General features: G+C 65.7%; 18 protein-coding genes. 11 read left to right on the top strand and 7 right to left on the bottom strand.

Annotated elements, in window-relative coordinates:
• Positions 1–675 carry a Crp/Fnr family transcriptional regulator gene (locus JGU72_RS15400; protein WP_199684845.1) on the bottom strand — a complete coding sequence of 225 codons (675 nt, stop codon included), beginning with the start codon at positions 673–675 and terminating at the stop codon, positions 1–3.
• 167 nt (positions 676–842) lie between these two features.
• The gene (locus JGU72_RS15395; protein WP_199684844.1) at positions 843–1,109 is read right to left on the bottom strand and encodes a hypothetical protein; all 267 of its coding nucleotides are present in this window, start codon (positions 1,107–1,109) and stop codon (positions 843–845) included.
• A gap of 170 nt (positions 1,110–1,279) precedes the next feature.
• On the opposite strand from JGU72_RS15395, the gene nth reads away from it, so the two are divergent.
• Genes nth through JGU72_RS15375 form a run of 4 tightly spaced genes read left to right on the top strand, consistent with a single transcriptional unit; the run spans position 1,280 to position 4,614 of the window.
• Entirely contained in the window at positions 1,280–1,960 is a 681-nt protein-coding gene (nth, locus tag JGU72_RS15390; protein WP_199685336.1) for an endonuclease III, read from the top strand.
• 1 nt (position 1,961) lies between these two features.
• A complete protein-coding gene (locus JGU72_RS15385) occupies positions 1,962–2,621 on the top strand; it encodes a TlpA family protein disulfide reductase (protein WP_199684843.1) in 660 nt (219 codons plus the stop codon).
• Complete coding sequence (locus JGU72_RS15380) at positions 2,618–3,424, top strand: NUDIX hydrolase (RefSeq protein WP_199684842.1); 807 nt, start codon at positions 2,618–2,620, stop codon at positions 3,422–3,424. Before JGU72_RS15385 ends, JGU72_RS15380 begins: the two co-directional genes overlap by 4 nt.
• Positions 3,421–4,614 (top strand): MarP family serine protease, encoded by a 1,194-nt coding sequence (locus JGU72_RS15375; protein ID WP_199684841.1) that lies wholly within the window; start codon positions 3,421–3,423, stop codon positions 4,612–4,614. The genes JGU72_RS15380 and JGU72_RS15375 overlap by 4 nt, the downstream gene beginning before the upstream one ends.
• Here JGU72_RS15375 and JGU72_RS15370 read toward each other — a convergent pair.
• From JGU72_RS15370 to acs, 4 genes are all read right to left on the bottom strand, one after another.
• Positions 4,611–5,582 carry an alpha/beta fold hydrolase gene (locus JGU72_RS15370; protein ID WP_199685335.1) on the bottom strand — a complete coding sequence of 324 codons (972 nt, stop codon included), beginning with the start codon at positions 5,580–5,582 and terminating at the stop codon, positions 4,611–4,613. The genes JGU72_RS15375 and JGU72_RS15370 overlap by 4 nt on opposite strands.
• Positions 5,583–5,667: 85 nt before the next feature.
• A complete protein-coding gene (locus JGU72_RS15365) occupies positions 5,668–6,174 on the bottom strand; it encodes a phage holin family protein (RefSeq protein ID WP_307828496.1) in 507 nt (168 codons plus the stop codon).
• Between the two features lie 94 nt (positions 6,175–6,268).
• Positions 6,269–7,477 (bottom strand): Na+/H+ antiporter NhaA, encoded by a 1,209-nt coding sequence (gene nhaA, locus JGU72_RS15360; RefSeq protein ID WP_199684840.1) that lies wholly within the window; start codon positions 7,475–7,477, stop codon positions 6,269–6,271.
• A gap of 311 nt (positions 7,478–7,788) precedes the next feature.
• Positions 7,789–9,750, bottom strand: a complete 1,962-nt coding sequence (gene acs / locus JGU72_RS15355) for an acetate--CoA ligase (RefSeq protein WP_199684839.1) — start codon at positions 9,748–9,750, stop codon at positions 7,789–7,791.
• 184 nt (positions 9,751–9,934) lie between these two features.
• Between acs and JGU72_RS15350 the strand changes: the two genes are divergently transcribed.
• Positions 9,935–10,372 (top strand): VOC family protein, encoded by a 438-nt coding sequence (locus JGU72_RS15350; protein WP_199684838.1) that lies wholly within the window; start codon positions 9,935–9,937, stop codon positions 10,370–10,372.
• A 20-nt stretch (positions 10,373–10,392) separates the two neighbouring features.
• Positions 10,393–11,142, top strand: a complete 750-nt coding sequence (locus tag JGU72_RS15345) for an oxidoreductase (protein WP_199684837.1) — start codon at positions 10,393–10,395, stop codon at positions 11,140–11,142.
• Positions 11,143–11,515: 373 nt separating this feature from the next.
• Here the strand turns inward: JGU72_RS15345 and JGU72_RS15340 are convergent, their stop codons facing one another.
• Positions 11,516–12,334 carry an HAD-IB family hydrolase gene (locus tag JGU72_RS15340; RefSeq protein ID WP_307828459.1) on the bottom strand — a complete coding sequence of 273 codons (819 nt, stop codon included), beginning with the start codon at positions 12,332–12,334 and terminating at the stop codon, positions 11,516–11,518.
• Positions 12,335–12,665: 331 nt separating this feature from the next.
• On the opposite strand from JGU72_RS15340, the gene ssd reads away from it, so the two are divergent.
• From ssd to JGU72_RS15315, 5 genes are all read left to right on the top strand, one after another.
• Positions 12,666–13,763, top strand: coding sequence for a septum site-determining protein Ssd (gene ssd / locus JGU72_RS15335; protein ID WP_199684836.1), 1,098 nt, complete (start codon positions 12,666–12,668; stop codon positions 13,761–13,763).
• A complete protein-coding gene (locus tag JGU72_RS15330) occupies positions 13,760–14,938 on the top strand; it encodes a TadA family conjugal transfer-associated ATPase (RefSeq protein ID WP_199684835.1) in 1,179 nt (392 codons plus the stop codon). Before ssd ends, JGU72_RS15330 begins: the two co-directional genes overlap by 4 nt.
• Positions 14,935–15,720, top strand: a complete 786-nt coding sequence (locus tag JGU72_RS15325; protein WP_199684834.1) for a type II secretion system F family protein — start codon at positions 14,935–14,937, stop codon at positions 15,718–15,720. Before JGU72_RS15330 ends, JGU72_RS15325 begins: the two co-directional genes overlap by 4 nt.
• A complete protein-coding gene (locus JGU72_RS15320) occupies positions 15,717–16,295 on the top strand; it encodes a type II secretion system F family protein (protein ID WP_199684833.1) in 579 nt (192 codons plus the stop codon). Before JGU72_RS15325 ends, JGU72_RS15320 begins: the two co-directional genes overlap by 4 nt.
• A gap of 63 nt (positions 16,296–16,358) precedes the next feature.
• Entirely contained in the window at positions 16,359–16,562 is a 204-nt protein-coding gene (locus tag JGU72_RS15315) for a DUF4244 domain-containing protein (RefSeq protein ID WP_199684832.1), read from the top strand.
• The last annotated feature ends 19 nt before the right edge of the window (positions 16,563–16,581 follow it).

Genomic DNA, 16,581 nt, shown 5'->3' with positions numbered 1-16,581 from the left:
CTAGCGTGCCCGGCGTGCCAACCGCTCGGAGTCGAGAATCAAGACGCTCTTGCCTTCGAGCCGCAGCCAGCCGCGGTGTGCGAAGTCGGCGAGCGCTTTGTTGACGGTTTCGCGGGAAGCGCCGACCAGCTGGGCGATCTCTTCCTGTGTGAGGTCGTGCGTCACTCGCAGCGATCCGGCCTCTTGCGTACCGAAGCGCTGAGCGAGTTGCAGCAGCGCCTTCGCGACACGTCCGGGGACGTCGGTGAAGATCAGATCTGCCAGGTTGTTGTTGGTCCGGCGCAACCGGCGAGCGAGGACGCGGAGCAGCTGCTCAGCGATCTCGGGCCGCTGGTCGATCCATTCCTTGAGGGCGATCCGGTCCATGCTGACCGCGCGAACCTCGGTGACGGTCGTCGCCGTCGAGGTGCGGGGGCCGGGATCGAAGATCGACAGCTCGCCGAACATGTCCGACGGACCCATGATGTACAGCAAGTTTTCGCGTCCGTCCGGCGAGCGCCGGCCGAGCTTCACCTTGCCGGTGACAATGATGTACAGGCGGTCGCCTGGCTCGCCTTCGTTGAAGATGACGTGCCCGCGCGGGAAATCGACCGGATGCAGCTGCTGGCTCAGCGCCGCTACGGCTGATGGCTCGACGCCTTGGAAGATGCCGGCTCTGGCCAGGGCCTCGTCCACGTGTGCTCCTTTTCAGGAAGAAGTTGATCAAGCGCGCGATGCTAACGAATGTGCAGTCTACTTCGCACCTGTCCAACCGTAGTGACAGAGGCCACTCGACGCTATGAGATTCGTTCAGGAGATAATGAGCAATTGCCGCAGATAGAGGGCGGTGGGCGAGATTCGGGTCAGCTTGCCTTGCGTGCGCTGAGGGGTCCGCGTGAGCTGCGACGCTGCCCGACACCACGAGTGCGACGCCGTTGGAAGCGGGCAAGAGCTTCGGGCATCGTCTGTTTTGCGAGTGCTGCAACTTCTGCGTTGTTGGCTTCTTCGAGGAACTCTTGTACCTCCTGCTCACGCACCGTGAGCCGACTCAACCGGAACTCCACACGTTCCATAGCGAGCGCAAACAGCATGAGCAGCACCGGGAAGAGCACCACAGCGAGTCCTTGCATACGGTGAGTAAACACGGCGAAGGTCTCAGAAGGAACACGGTAAGGAATTTGTTGTCAGTCATATCCGTACAGTTGTGAGGTGCCTTACCCACTGACAATCCGAGGTTGCCGCGGTGTCTGCGCCTGTTCGTGACGAGACGAAGCTGGGCCTGGTCCGGCGTGCCCGACGGATGAATCGCGCCCTCGCAGTGGCGTTTCCCCACGTCTACTGCGAGCTGGATTTCACCAATCCGCTCGAATTGGCTGTTGCCACAATCCTTTCCGCGCAGTGCACGGACAAGCGGGTCAACGAGACGACGCCCGCGGTCTTCGCGAGGTACCGCACCGCACAGGATTACGCGGCAGCCGACCGGCTAGAGCTCGAGGAGCTCATTCGCCCGACCGGCTTCTACCGGAACAAGACAACGTCGCTGATCAACCTAGGCCAGGCGCTGCTCGAGAAGCACGACGGTGAGGTTCCGCACACGCTGGTCGAACTCGTCAAGCTTCCGGGCATCGGGCGCAAGACCGCCAACGTGATCCTGGGCAACGCGTTCGACATTCCGGGCATCACCGTCGACACCCATTTCGGCAGGCTAGTGCGCCGCTGGGGTTGGACGACCGATGAGGACCCCGTCAAAGTCGAGCATCAAATCGGCGAGCTGATCGAGCGCAAGGAGTGGACGCTGTTGTCACACCGCGTCATCTTCCACGGGCGCCGGGTCTGCCATGCCCGGAAGCCGGCGTGCGGCGTCTGCGTGCTCGCCAAGGACTGCCCGTCCTACGGGCTCGGTCCAACCGACAAAGAGACCGCAGCCAAACTCGTCAAGGGTCCCGAGACCGAGCACCTGCTCCACTTGGCCGGCCTCTGACATGAAACTGTCCAACAGTGCCCGGTGGAGCCTTGCTGCCCTCGTTGCTGTCATCGCGCTGATCGTCGCGTTGTGGCCGCGGGCGGGTGGCTCCGGCGACGCAGACGGCAGCGACATTGCGTCTTCCCGCGCGAGCAGCACGAATCCGTCGGCGCAGGCCTTGCCGGGTGAGCCGGTGGCGGGCCTGTCGGATTGTCCGCGCAGCGAAAATGCGGACGCCGCGCTGACGGCCGCGGGTCCGCTCGTCGGGATCACGCTGGAATGTCTGGGTAGCGGTGCCGTCATCGATCTGGCGCAGTCGCTCGCCGGGACGCCCGCGCTGCTCAATCTGTGGGCCTATTGGTGCGGTCCGTGCGCGACCGAGTTGCCGATCCTGCAGGAGTTCGCTGCCGAGGCCGACAAGTCGATCAACGTGGTCACCGTGCATTCCGACCCGGGCCGTGAGCAGGCCGTCTCGCGGTTGCGGGACCTGAACGTGACCCTGCCCGCGGTGCTGGATGGTTCCGCACGGGTGCGGGCGGCGGTCGGCGCGCCCGCGGTGCTACCGGTCACCGTTCTGGTGCGGGCAGACGGCACAATCGCCAAGGTGGTTGCCAAACCGTTCGACAGCGTCGAGGAGATCCGAGCGACCGTCGCAGAGAACCTCGGCGTGGCGCTATGAGTGGTCAGCCAAATCTCGTCGAGCCCGACCGCATTCCGGAATGGCTGCGCCGCGTCGCGGCATCCGAGCCCACCGATTCGACGGGCACCAACCCGATTCTCGCGCGCTATGCGAGCGCGGACCCGAACGCGCGCAAGGCCGCTGTTCTGGTACTCGTGGGCGGCGATTTGCAGTCGGCACCCGATGGGCCGGGTGGGCTGCCTCTCGACGCCGACGTGCTCCTGACCCAGCGGGCGTCCACAATGCGCCAGCATCGGGGCCAGGTCGCCTTCCCAGGCGGTGGCGCAGACCCCGAGGACGGCAGCCCGGTCGCGACCGCGTTGCGCGAGGCCGAAGAGGAAACCGGGCTCGATCCGGCCGGTGTCGAACCGATCGCGATCTGGCCGGGGATCTACGTGCCGCCGTCGCGTTTCGACGTCACGCCGGTCGTCGCCTACTGGCGCTCGCCGAGCCCTGTCAGCGTCGTCGATCCGGCCGAGGCCGAACGCGTTGTCCGCGTGCCGGTTCGGACACTGATCGACCCCGGCAACCGCTTCGTCGTGCGCCATCCCCTCGGGTACCGGGGTCCGGCATTCATGGTCGACGGAATGCTGGTCTGGGGCTTCACAGGCGGTATCTTGGCAGGTCTACTGGCGATTTGCGGCTGGGAGACGGAGTGGGATCACCACGACGTTCGTGACCTCGAAACTGCGCTCGAAGCCGCGGGTATGGCCGATTCGCTGGTCGTACCTCCCGAACTGGATTCGCCGTCGTTGCGCGGGGACCGCTCGGGCACAGCGAAGGATCGGGGAACGCGTCGATGACATCCTCCACATGGCTCGACATCGCTGTCCTGCTCGTTGCGCTGCTCGCCGCGACGTCGGGTTGGCGGCAGGGCGCGGTCGCGTCGGCGCTCGCATTCCTGGGCGTCGTGCTGGGCGCTGTCGCGGGGATCCTTATCGCTCCGCACGTCCTGGTGCACGTGAACGAGGGGCGCGGCCGAGTTCTGGTCGGCGTCCTGCTGATCGTGACGCTGGTGATCATCGGCGAGGTCGCGGGGATGGTCCTGGGCCGCGCAGCCCGTAGCGGAATGCACAGTCCCACGGCGCGGGGCGTGGACAGTTCGGTCGGAGCAGTCCTGCAGATGGTCGCCGTGCTGGCCGCGGCTTGGCTGCTCGCAGTTCCTCTGACGGCGTCCTCGCAACCGGAAATCGCTGCGGCAGTTCGTGGCTCGAAGGTCCTGGCCAAGGTCAACGCAGTCGCACCCGAATGGATGCGCGAGCTGCCGAGCGAATTCTCGGCGCTGCTCGACACATCCGGGTTGCCCGACGTGATCGGGCCCTTCGGGCGCACACCGATCACACGCGTCGATCCGCCGGACGCAAGCGTGCTCGAAAGTCCGATCGCGCGGAACCTCGAGCAGAGCGTGCTGCGCATTCGCGGAGTCGCGCCGAGTTGCCAGCGTGCGCTGGAGGGGTCCGGCTTCATCGTCGCGCCTGAGCGCGTGATGACCAACGCGCACGTCGTCGCCGGAACCACGGGCGTCACCGTCGACACCGAGGGTAAGGAACCGCTGGAAGCGAAGGTCGTCCTCTTCGATCCATCGGTCGACATCGCAATTCTCGAAGTGCCCGGCCTGACAGGTCGGGTGCTGGAGTTCGCAGACCAACCCGCGCAGACCGGCGACAACTCCATCGTGCTCGGCTATCCGGGCGGCGGCCCGTACACCGCCAGCGCGGCGCGCGTACGCGAGACCCTCGACCTCAAGGGCCCCAACATCTATCGGTCGGGAACGGTCGAGCGCGAGGTCTACACGGTGCGTGGATCGATTCGCCAAGGCAACTCGGGCGGTCCGCTGGTGGCCGAAGACGAGAAGGTGCTCGGCGTCGTATTCGGCGCTGCGGTCGACAACAGCGACACCGGGTTCGTGCTGACCAAAACCGAAGTTGCGGACCAGTTGGCCAGCGCAACCCAGCTCTCGGCGCCGGTGGAAACCGGCAGCTGCATCCTCTAGCCGGTCGGTCGGCCGGCCGGGACTTCGGCGAATCGGACGAGTTCGGCTGTCACCACGTCAGGCCGTTCCTGGTGTGCGAAATGGCCGGCCGACGGCACGGTGAGGAGCTCACGGTGCGGTGCCCACTGCCGGCAGCGGCCGAGTGTTCCGACGAGAATGTAGGGATCCAGGTCGCCATGGATCTGCAAGACGGGCACTTGGATGGGCCGATTCATGATCGCCATGAATCTGCGGCCGTCAGGTCGCCATTGGCTACGGAACGACCAGCGCTGATACTCCAGCGCGCTGTGCGCAACGCCTGCGATCCTGATCGCCGAGCGCATTCGCTGTGCCGCCGCCGTGAACTCGGTGGTGCGCGCAAATGCCGGGCCCGCTCGTAGACGTAACAGCCGCTCGACTTCGAAGCCGCCGTCGCGGGTCAGGCGGCGCTCCGGCCATCGCGGGATCTGATGGTGCAGGAAGCTCGGCAACCACGCCGATCGCTGCGGCTTGTCGCGCAGCACACCGCGTTTCAGGGCGATCGGATGCGGCGAGCTGACGAGTGCGATCGACCGCACCAAACGCGGATGCAGCACGGCTGTAGCCCAGCAGACGAGGCCGCCGTCGGCGTGCCCGACGATCATCGCGTCGGTGTGCCCGAGCGCCCTGATCAGACCCGCTATGTCGCCCGCGAGCGTCCAGCCGTCGTAGCCGCGGGGCGGTTTGTCGGAATCCCCGTAGCCGCGAAGGTCTACGGCGACCGCGCGAAATCCGGCGTCGGTCAGGCCCGTCAGCTGATGCCGCCAGGACCACCAGAAGTCGGCAAAACCGTGCAGGAGCAGCACGAGGGGAACATCGCTGCTGTTACGGGACGCTTCCGCGTCGGAGCGCGTGCCTTCGACGATGTGGAAACGGATGCCGTTTGCGTGAATGTCACGATGCACCCACGGACCGTCGATGCGGACTGTGGACGGATCGGGTTGGCTCAGCCTGGCCATTCAGTATCCACTGCCCATCACGAAACCACTGCCCATCACTAGCCACTGCCTCGAAGCGCGGGCACTGCCGATGTGCCTAACCGGCGTGTCGACCGTCGATCGCGGTCTGCTCGCCGACCGAAGACGGGAGCACCGTCTTGGCCTCTTTCAACGAGTTGATCGTCTTCTCCGGCGCCCGGATCTTGCGGACCCGCAGGTAGCCGAGGAAGGCGAGGAAGAACGCGAACACCACCATCGCGAGGAAGACGATCAGGAACGCGAGCCAACGCGACATCCAGACATCGAGCAGTTCCGCGAGGAAGAAGAAGAAGAAAAACGAGCTGAAGAGAAGAACAGTGAGGGCGAGGATGAACAGGACGCTGCCCTGCAGACCCTTCTTGATTTCACCGGTGACCTCGGCTTTGGCCAGCTCGACCTCGGCGCGGACAAGCGTCGAGACCTGGGCCGTGGCGTCTTTGACCAGGCTGCCCACCGTTGCCGAACTCATCACATCGACGTCCGTAAGCGGTATGGCCGTAATCGTCGAAGGCGCACCCGCCTCCGGCGCAGCGTGCCGGCCGCCGGTCTTGTCTCGGCCGTTGATGCGGTTGGTGAAGCTCACTTGTCGACCCCTCCGGTGCTCTCGTCCGTCGCGTCACGGGTGGGCGCACTCGGTGTCGCCGTCCCGCGGTGTTCTCTCACTCCAGCAGTGAATCACGCCGCGCCTGGTGGACGCGCCCGCGTCGCAACAGTAGCGCTGATCCTGCCAGTGATGCGGCCAATGACGTGATCAGAACAGCGGCTTTCGCAATATCCGTACTCGCCTGGTCGTCTACACCGGCCATCGCGAGTTCTGCCACTAGAAGGCTAACCGTGAACCCGATCGCGCCGAGAACCGACAGCGCAAAAACGTCGCGCCAGCCCACATTCTCAGGTCGCGAGGCGATCCGGAATCGCACCGCGAGCCAACTGACCCCGAAGATCCCGATCGTCTTCCCAAGTAGCAGACCAGCGATTATCGCCAGCGAGATCTGGTTGGTGAACAGCTCGCCGAGCAAGCCGCGGTCGATCACGACACCCGACGCGAACAGGGCGAACAACGGAACGCAGAGACCGGCGGAGATCGGTTGAATGCGGTGCTCCAACCGTGCGGCGGGGGCCTCGTCCTCGTTGGGATCGCGTCGGACACGCGTGAGTAGGCCGAGCGCCACGCCCGCAAGCGTCGCGTGGACGCCGGATGCGTGCACGGCGTACCAGGTGAAGAGCGCAAGTGGAACGTAGAGGAACGGCGTCGTGATTCGCTTGTGCTGGGCGAACGCGTATACGGCGAGACACGCCAGGGACGCGGCGATCCACAGCATTGCGATCGACGCCGTGAACAGGATTGCGATCAAGGCGATGGCCAGCAGGTCGTCGACGACGGCCAGGCTGAGCAGGAACACGCGCGCACCGGCCGGAACACGCGACCCCGTCATCGCCAGCACAGCAAGCGCGAACGCAATGTCGGTTGCCACCGGAATGGCCCAGCCGCGATCCATGCCGGGAGCGCCGAACCCGACCACCGCGGCGATTATCGCGGGCGCCAGCACGCCGCCGCAGGCCGCGATCACCGGCAGCAGTGCCTTCTTGCGATCCGAAAGCTCTCCGACGACGAGTTCGCGTTTGAGCTCCAGTCCCGCGACGAAGAAGAACACCGCAAGAAGTCCGTCCTGTACCCAGGTGCCGACGGTCAGTTCCAGGTGCACCGCAGACCAGCCGATCACGGCATCACGCAAGTCGATGTAGGAATCCGACACCGGGGAGTTCACCCAGATCAGGGCGATCGCTGCGGCGGCGAGCAAGATCGCGCCACCGACGGTCTCGGTGCGTAGGTAACGGGATAGTTCCGAGCGAAACGGTGCGGTCACGGCGGCCTCTCGAAGGGGTCTCCAAATCGATGCCGACCAGACTTCCCGGCGCTCCGCAAGCGATCTTACGTGGCGAGGGTGGTGTTCTCGAGTCCTTGGGGGCGTAGTTCCGGGTGCCGAAAAAGCGCACTGTGTGAGATAAGCAGCGGCTGACCCGGCCGTCGGACCTCCGGAAGGGAGGGGTTCACATGACTGTCGAACAGTTCACCCAGTACTTCATCGACTTAGCCCTCGAGGAAGAGGGCGAAGCCGAGTCGAGTCCGCTCGCCGCCTGAACCCTGTCCGCGGTGTTATAGGCGCTCGTTCACGCGTCACTTGCTTGCGCGGATCGCCTCGAACACACTCGGGTCGACCAGGGTCGAGGTGTCGCCGAGTTCGCGGCCTTCGGCGACGTCGCGCAGGAGGCGTCGCATGATCTTGCCGCTGCGGGTCTTGGGAAGCTCCGGGACGACGTGGATCTCGCGTGGCCGGGCTATCGGACTGATTTCCCGTGCGACCTCGGCCTTCAACTCCTTGACCAGGGCATCCGAATCGACTTCTCCCGCACTACCTTTCAGGATCACGAAGGCGACGATGCCCTGACCGGTGGTGTCGTCGGTTGCACCGACCACGGCAGCTTCCGCGACTTTGCGATGCCCGACGAGTGCAGATTCGACCTCGGCGGTCGAGATCCGGTGACCGGACACGTTCATGACGTCGTCGACTCGGCCGAGGACCCAGTAAGCGCCGTCGGTGTCGATCTTGGCGCCGTCACCCGCGAAGTACCAGCCCTGCTCGGCGTACTTCTCCCAGTAGGTGGCCTTGTAGCGCTCCGAGTCGCCCCAGATGCCGCGCAACATCGACGGCCACGGCTGATCGAGGACCAGGTAGCCGTTGGCCTCGGTATCGCCGCGCGTCACGTCTTTGCCGTTTTCGTCGACGACTTTGGCGCTGATCCCGGGTAGGGGTCCCATGGCTGCGCCGGGTTTGGTCGCGGTCACTCCGGGCAGCGGGGACATCATGATGGCGCCGGTTTCGGTTTGCCACCAGGTGTCGACGATCGGTGCCTTGTCGGCGCCGATGTATTTGCGGTACCAGCGCCAGGCTTCGGGGTTGATCGGTTCGCCGACCGAGCCGAGGAGGCGGATCGAGGACAGGTCGTGGGCGCCGGGGATGGTGTGTCCCCATTTCATGAAGGTGCGCACGAGGGTGGGGGCGGTGTAGTAGATGGAGACTTTGTATTTTTCGACGATGTTCCAGTGGCGGTGTTCGTCGGGGGAGTTGGGGGTGCCCTCGTAGACGACTTGGGTGGCGCGGTTGGCGAGGGGTCCGTAGACGATGTAGGAGTGGCCGGTGACCCAGCCGATGTCGGCGGTGCACCAGTAGACGTCTTTGCCGGGTTTGTGGTCGAAGACGTAGTGGTGGGTGTAGGCGGTTTGGGTGAGGTAGCCGCCGGTGGTGTGGATGATGCCTTTGGGTTTTCCGGTGGTGCCGGAGGTGTAGAGGATGAACAGGGGGTGCTCGGCATCAAAGGCAGTGCAGGCGTGTTCCGGCGAGGCCTTGGCGACGGTGTCGTGCCACCACAGGTCGCGACCTTCCGTCCAGGGGATCTCGATCTCGGTGCGGCGCACAACCAGCACGTGTTCCACGCTGTGCGGGACGTCGCCGTTCGCGTACAGGGCTTCGTCGACAGCTTCTTTCAGGGGCGCGGATTTGCCGCGACGCCACTGGCCGTCGGTCGTGATGACCAAGCGCGCTTCGGCATCGTCGACGCGCGACCGCAGGGCGGTCGGGGAGAAGCCGGCGAATACGACTGAGTGGGTGAGACCGAGGCGAGCACACGCGAGCATCGCGATGATGGCTTCGGGGACCATCGGCATGTAGATGGCGACGCGGTCACCGGCTTCGAGACCGAGGTCGGTGAAGGTGTTCGCGGCGCGGGAGACCTCGGCGAGCAGGTCGTTGTAGGTGAGGTCGCGGGAGTCGCCCGGGTCGCCTTCCCAGTGGATCGCGACCTGGTCGCCGTGGCCGTCGAGGACGTGGCGGTCGACGCAGTTGTAGGCGACGTTGAGTTTGCCGCCGACGAACCATTTCGCGACCGGAGCGTCGGACCAGTCGAGCACCTGGGTGAACGGTTCGTGCCAGTGCAGGCGGTTGGCCTGTTCGGCCCAGAATGCGTCGCGGTCGGCGTCGGCAGCGTCGAACAATTCCTTGCCAGCATTCGCCTGCGCCACGAACTCTTCGCTCGGTTCGTACGAATCCTGTTGCGCGTGGCCGGTTTCGGTCGTTGACATGGTCCCTGCCTCTTCCTGTTCGCATCCGTTGGACTGCGCTTGTGCGAGGACTTGCCGAGTACCCGCCGTGGCAAGTTCTACCCACGCGCGAGGCTAGTCCATCGAGACAGGCGTCACATGTGCGAGGTCGGTGCAGATGCCGTGTGACGTGCGCTCGGACGACTCCGGTGGTTGTCTGGACGGCATGGAACAGTCACTCAGCTTGATCACGCTCGGTGTTGCTGACCTCACCGTTACCCATTCCTTCTACGTGGACGGCCTCGGTTGGACCCCGACCCTCGTCGTCCCCGACGACGTCATCTTCATTCAGATAGGGCACGGCGTCCTGCTCTCACTGTGGAACTCGGAGGCCATGATCGCGGAGGCCGGACCGATCGTCGATGCGCGTGGCGGCGACGGCGCACCTCCCATCACGCTCGGTCATCTGACAGCGGACGAGAAGGGTGTCGACGACGTGCTCGACCTCGCCGCAAAGGCAGGAAGCCCACGAGTGATACCCGGTGAGCGGCGGCCGTGGGGCGGCTACAGCGGCTATTTTTCGGACCCCGATGGCTATCGCTGGGAAATAGCTCACAACCCGGGATTCGTCGTCGACGAGAGCGGCCGAGTGCGCATCGGTTGATGCCGGTAGCGTTTGACGACGTGTCCGATCCATTACAGCCGTTGGTCGAACTGCCAGGTGTGCGGGCGGCAGCCGACGCCGCGCGCGACGCGTTGGCAGAGGTCCACCGCCACAAAGCGAACCGTCGCGGCTGGCCCACGACCGCCGCAGAGGCCGCAATCCGTGCTGCGCGCGCATCGGCCTCGGCGGACGGCGGCTCCGTCGACCTCCCTGCCGAAGGGCCCGTCGAAGATCCGGTGCTCGCCGGAGCGTTGCGTGTCGGGCAGGCGTTGGACGGCGATTCGCTCAAGATCATGGTCGGTGTATGGAACAAGGCTCCGCTTCAGGCCATCGCGCGCTTGCATCTTTTGGCTGCGGCCGACCTCGTCGACGACGACAACGAACGGCTCGGTAGGCCACAGCAGGGGCGCGGGATCGGCGAACGGCTGTCGCTGTTGGCAGATGTCGTCGTGACCAGTTCGGCACCGGCGCCCGTAGTCGCTGCCGTCGTACACGGCGAAATACTTGCGTTGCGGCCGTTCGGTTCGGCCGACGGCGTCGTCGCCAGGGGCGCATCGCGTTTGGTGGCTGTGGCCAGTGGCCTCGACCCGCACAACCTCGGGGTACCGGAGGTGACGTGGATGCGATTCGGCGAGAAGTACCGAGCCGACGCCGCGGGATTCGCCTCGGGATCGGCCGAAGCCGTTGGTGCCTGGGTGATTTCGTGCTGCAACGCGTTCGAGGCCGGCGCGCGCGAAGCGAAGTCGATCGCCGATGCGGTTGGCGGATAAAGACTTTCGGACAAAATAAAAGCGGGCGGCGCTGCCGATAAATCGACTTCGCCGCCCGCTAGCACGGACTGCCCGGTTACCAAGCGTGCTAGGTGGGTTGTGTGACTGGCCTCGGCGTCGATCCGAATCCCGCTGGTTCATCCCCGCAACTTGTGCGAGGTCCTCGCCAACGAATCTTCGAATTACGCAGGCCCACAACACTTCTGCCCTTGTCGCGGCGCGCTCCGCGTGGGTGCCTGGTGCCCGTGCTCGGAATGACGGTCGGGGGATCGTTCCTTCTCTTCCGGATCGACCTTGGCCTTCCGTTCTTCCTTAAGTCATTTGTACCCCGTGACCACCGTCACATCAAGGGGAACCGCCAGATCAGAACAGTTCAACGTTTTCGACGTAGGAGACCGTATGTCAATGCGCCGGCCGCCAGGGCGCTCAACCCGACCGCTGCGGTGGCTGCCACGGTGGTCGACGAGGGTGCCTGGATTCGGGCACGAAGCGAGACCGGATTGGAGAACGTCAGGATGGGCCAGCCGCGCGCGGCGGCTTCCTTGCGGAGCCCCCGATCGGGGTTCACGGCCGTGGGATGGCCGACGACCTGCAGCATCGGCAGGTCCGTGATCGAGTCCGAGTAGGCAAAGCACCGGGCGAGGTCGTAGCCCTCTCGCTCGGCGAGCAAGTTGATTGCCTCGACTTTGCCGGGCCCGTAGCAATAGAACTCGAGTTCGCCCGTGTACTTGCCGTCTTCGACAGCGAGTTGGGTGGCCGCCGTGTGCGTCGCACCCAGGGCTTCTGCGATCGGCGCGACGACTTCTTCGCCCGACGCAGAGACGACGACGATGTCGTGGCCGCGGATGCGGTGATCGGCGATGAGGTCCGCAGCTTCGGCGAAGATGAGCGGATCTACGATGTCGTGCAAAGTTTCTGCCACGATTGCTTTGACCTGTGCCACATCCCAACCCGTGCACATGTCTGCCAAGTGGGCGCGCATGCGCTCGACCTGATCGTGGTCGGCCCCCGAGAGCAGAAAAAGGAATTGGGCGTAACTGCTCTTCAGTACCGCTCGGCGGTTGAGCAGTCCTTGATCGAAGAACGGCTTGCTGAAGGCGAGCGTGCTCGACTTCGCAATGATCGTTTTATCGAGGTCGAAGAACGCCGCGATGCGGGTTGCTGCGATGCCTGGGTTGCTCTGTGCCGTCACGGTTACAGGATAGGCACGCGGTGCCGGAATCGGTTTGGCCACGTCGGAACGACGGTGGATGACATGGGCATATGGACTTGCAAACGGGGGCGGGTCCGGGTGTAGTATTGCCAACACCTGGACTAGTTCCAGGCGCGTTCAGCCCGACCCCCCGGGGCTGAACCCGACGGCCCTCGCCTCCTCCCCCCCTGGCGAGGGCCGTCCTCTATTTTGGGCCAGGATCCCGTTCATTCCTGTACGACCGTCCAAGAAGTTATCCACAGGGGTCGAGTTATCCACAGTTGGGCTGCAGCCCCTTTCGCAGTGCTCGGTCGTCCCGCACGCTGTGTCCATGGATGACGGGACACCACGAAGGCATGCACTGGTGATCATGGGGGACGCCGCCGCGCGGCAGGAATCGGCGCGGATCGCGGCGGCAGCGGAATGCTTCCTGATCGAATCCGCGTGGCCGGTCGGGCGTCCGGCCTGGACGCGCGCGACGGTGGTTCTATTGGACGCCGAAACTGCGCGAATGGCTGCGCAGGAATTGTTGCCGCGCCGACCCGGAGTTGTCGTGATCGCGGATGGCGTTCCGGCACTGGAGGACTGGCAGAGTGCGGCGGCGATCGGCGCCGACAATGTGCTCGGTTTGCCCGGTGACGAATCGGTACTGGTGGCGCTGCTGGGCGAGCGACCAGAAGCGGGCTCCGGGCGCGGCGCGGTGATTGCGGTACTCGGTGGGCGTGGGGGCGCGGGCGCATCGACGTTTGCGGGCGCACTTGCGTTGACCGCGAATGCGACGCAGTTCCGCGAGCACTGCCTACTTGTCGACGGTGACGGTCACGGCGGCGGAATCGACTTGCTCCTCGGTGCGGAACACACGCCGGGCCTGCGTTGGCCGGCTCTCGTTCTCGAGGGCGGCCGGGTATCGGCGGCCGCATTGCACGCCGCGCTTCCGGCCGTGCAGCAAGGCGTTTCGGTGTTGGCCTGCGGTCGGGGTGATTCGGCGGGAGAGCCGAGCGCAGCTGCGGTCCGAGCTGTCGTGGAGGCGGGCCGAAATGTTGGGGACCTCGTGATCGGCGACATCCCGCGCAGGGGGTGCGATGTCGCCGAGGCGCTCGTGGAATCCGCGGACCTTGTCGTATTGGTGGTACCTGCCGAGCTTCGTGCGAGTGCTGCGGCAGAGGTGGTCGCGCGGTATGCGCAGTCACGCAATTCGCAATGCGGGCTCGTAGTCAGAGGGCCTGCGCCGGGTGGTCTGCAGGCTGCCGACATCGCGAAAGCGCTCGGGCTTCCGCTGCTGGCCGCGATGAGACCCGAGCCGCGCCTATCCGATCGACTCGAGCGTGGTGGTCTTCGATTGCGTAAGCGTGGTCCCTTGCGGACCGCGGCAGAGTCTGTGCTCGATGCGGTCGCTGAGCGGTCCGGCGTCCGGAGGTGGGTTGCGTGACCGCGCTCGAGTCCACCGATCTCCTCGATCGGGTTCGGGATCGGCTGTCGCAGACCGCTGCCGAACCCACTCCCGCGACGGTCGCGGCAGCAATACGCGCGGAGTCGGGCGGAGTGCTGGGCGATACGGATCTACTGCGAGCGTTGCGCCTGCTGCAGACCGAACTGACCGGCGTGGGTCCGCTGGATCCACTGCTCGCAGATCCGGCAGTGGCCGATGTACTTGTGACCGCACCGGACGAGGTGTGGGTCGATCGCGGCCGCGGACTGCAACGCGTGCCGATCACCTTTGCCGACGATGCAGCGGTGCGACGCCTTGCGCAACGGCTGGCGCTCGCCGCGGGGCGCAGGCTCGACGATGCGCAGCCTTGGGTTGACGGACGATTACCCGGCGTGGGGAACTCGGCATTCGGTGTTCGATTGCATGCTGTGCTGGCACCGATCGCGCAGGGCGGCACGTGTCTGTCGTTGCGGGTACTGCGACCCGCAACCCAGGGCTTGGATGCGCTGACGGAGTCGGGTGCAGTATCGGCCGACGCTCGTGCTCTGTTGTTGCGAATCACCGCTGCCCGCTTGGCTTTTCTCGTCATCGGCGGGACCGGTGCCGGCAAAACGACACTACTCGCCGCGCTGCTTGCGCAGGTCGACCCGGCCGAGCGCATCGTGTGTGTCGAGGACGCCGCCGAACTCGCACCGCAGCATCCGCACGTCGTCCGGCTGGTTGCACGGGCACCGAACGTCGAGGGGGTCGGCGAGGTGACGGTTCGGGATCTGGTCCGGCAGGCGCTGCGCATGCGACCGGACCGGATCGTGGTCGGCGAGGTCCGCGGCGCCGAGGTTATAGACCTCCTCACCGCGTTGAACACCGGCCACGACGGGGGAGCCGGAACGGTTCACGCGAACGCGCCCGAGGAGGTGCCTGCGCGTTTGGAAGCGCTCGCCGCATTGGGCGGCATGGACCGTGCCGCATTGCACAGTCAGCTGGCGGCAGCGGTCCAGGTCGTGTTTCACGTGGAGCGGCGTGCCGATGGCGCGCGCCGACTGGTCACGATCGGAATCCTGGAGCGCGACAACGACGGGTGGGTTTCGATCCTTCCGGCGTGGTCGGCCGACTGTGCCGACATGCCCGGTCGAGCTGCGTTGAACTCACTGTTGCACAGGCGGTCTGCGCGATGACCCTGGCGATTCTGTGCGTGGCACTCGCTCTGCTGGTTGCGCCGGTACACGATTCGCGGCGGCGTTTGGGGCGGCTGTTCGTGGTCGCAAGGGTGCAACGTGGCCTGCCAGATCCGCTGCTTCTCGCCGGGTTGCTATGTATCCCAGCCTTTCTCGTCGGTGGACCGAGCGCGCTGATCGCCACGGTATTGCTGGTGAGCCTCGTGCAGCATCGGCGACGGCGTTCCGGCGCGGACGGAGCAACGCAGGACGAGCGGCGAAAACTGCTGGACGGCATCGAGATTGTCATCGGTGAACTGCGGGTGGGTGCGCATCCGTCGGCGGCCTGTGACACAGCAGCGGTCGAGTGTTCAGGCGTGGGTTCGCGGGCATTCGCAGTTGCTGCGGCGCGCAGCCGCCTGGGCGGGTCGGCGGCGGATGGCCTCCGCAAGGCCGGCACTCCGGTCAGCGCCGAACTGGAGCGCATCGCGCACGCATGGCGAGTTGCCGAAGAGCACGGGTTGGCACTTGCCGAATTGCTGGTGGCCGTGCGGTCGGATCTGCAGGGGCGCATGCGCTTTCGAGGCAGGACCGAATCCGGTTTGGCCGGCGCACGGGCAACGGGTGCGGTCCTTGCGGGCTTGCCGCTGCTCGGGATCGGCTTGGGGCAGCTGATGGGTGCCGGGCCGCTGCGGGTGCTGCTCGGCGGCGGCGCAGGCGGGGTGTTGCTGGTGCTCGGCACAGCGTTCGTGGCTGCCGGTCTGTTGTGGACCGATGCCATCACCGCACGGGTACTCCGATGACGAGCCTCGAACTTGTCCTTGCGGCGGCCGCTATTCTGACGCTGCCGCGGTCGGCGACGGCAGGTGTTCGGTTGCGCGGGCTGAGGGTGAATGAACCCGTCGCGGTGGTACCTGAAGCGATTGCCTCGGATCCCCTCGCGCTCGCGGCCGCCTACGACCTCCTGGCGGCATGTTTGCGGGCCGGACTTCCGATGTCCACAGCCGCAGCGGCAGTATCAGTTTCGGCGCCACCCCCTCTTGCGGGGTCGTTGCGGCGGGCGTCGGACCTCCTTGCACTGGGTGCCGATCCGTCGACAGCTTGGGACGACGCGGCGGCGAACACCGAAACGGAGTCACTCGCGAGGACGGCCCGGCGGTCAGCGCGGTCCGGCGCGCCTGTCGCAGCAGCAATGGCTGAACTTGCAGCTGCGCAACGAGTTTCGGCCGAGGACACGGCGGCTGCCAGGGCGGAGCGAGCAGGCGTCCTGATGAGCGGACCGCTCGGGCTGTGCTTTCTCCCCGCATTCATCTGCCTCGGGATCGTTCCCGTGGTCATCGGACTTGCGAGCCGGACGCTCGGCGGTGGGTTGCTATGAGCGCTGGGACTCGAGAACTTCGGCACGGATCGGCCGTGTCGAGAGACGAAGGAGGGGACACCGATGCTTACATCGGCTTATCGGGAATTGCAGGCTCGACTCGTGCTGGCGGCGACAGCCGACGACGGAATGAGTACCGCCGAATATGCGATCGGCACGATTGCCGCGGCAGCGTTCGGCGCGGTGCTCTATACGGTTGTCACCGGCGACAGCATTGTGAATGCGCTGACCCGGATAATCGACAAGGCGTTGAACACAACCGTGTAACCGGGTTGGTGCGCGGCGA

It is taken from the genome of Antrihabitans auranticaus, from assembly GCF_016481275.1.
Taxonomy (GTDB): Bacteria; Actinomycetota; Actinomycetes; order Mycobacteriales; family Mycobacteriaceae; genus Antrihabitans.
The sequence above is the reverse complement of the archived record's forward strand: the minus strand, read 5'-3'. Positions and strand labels throughout refer to the sequence as shown.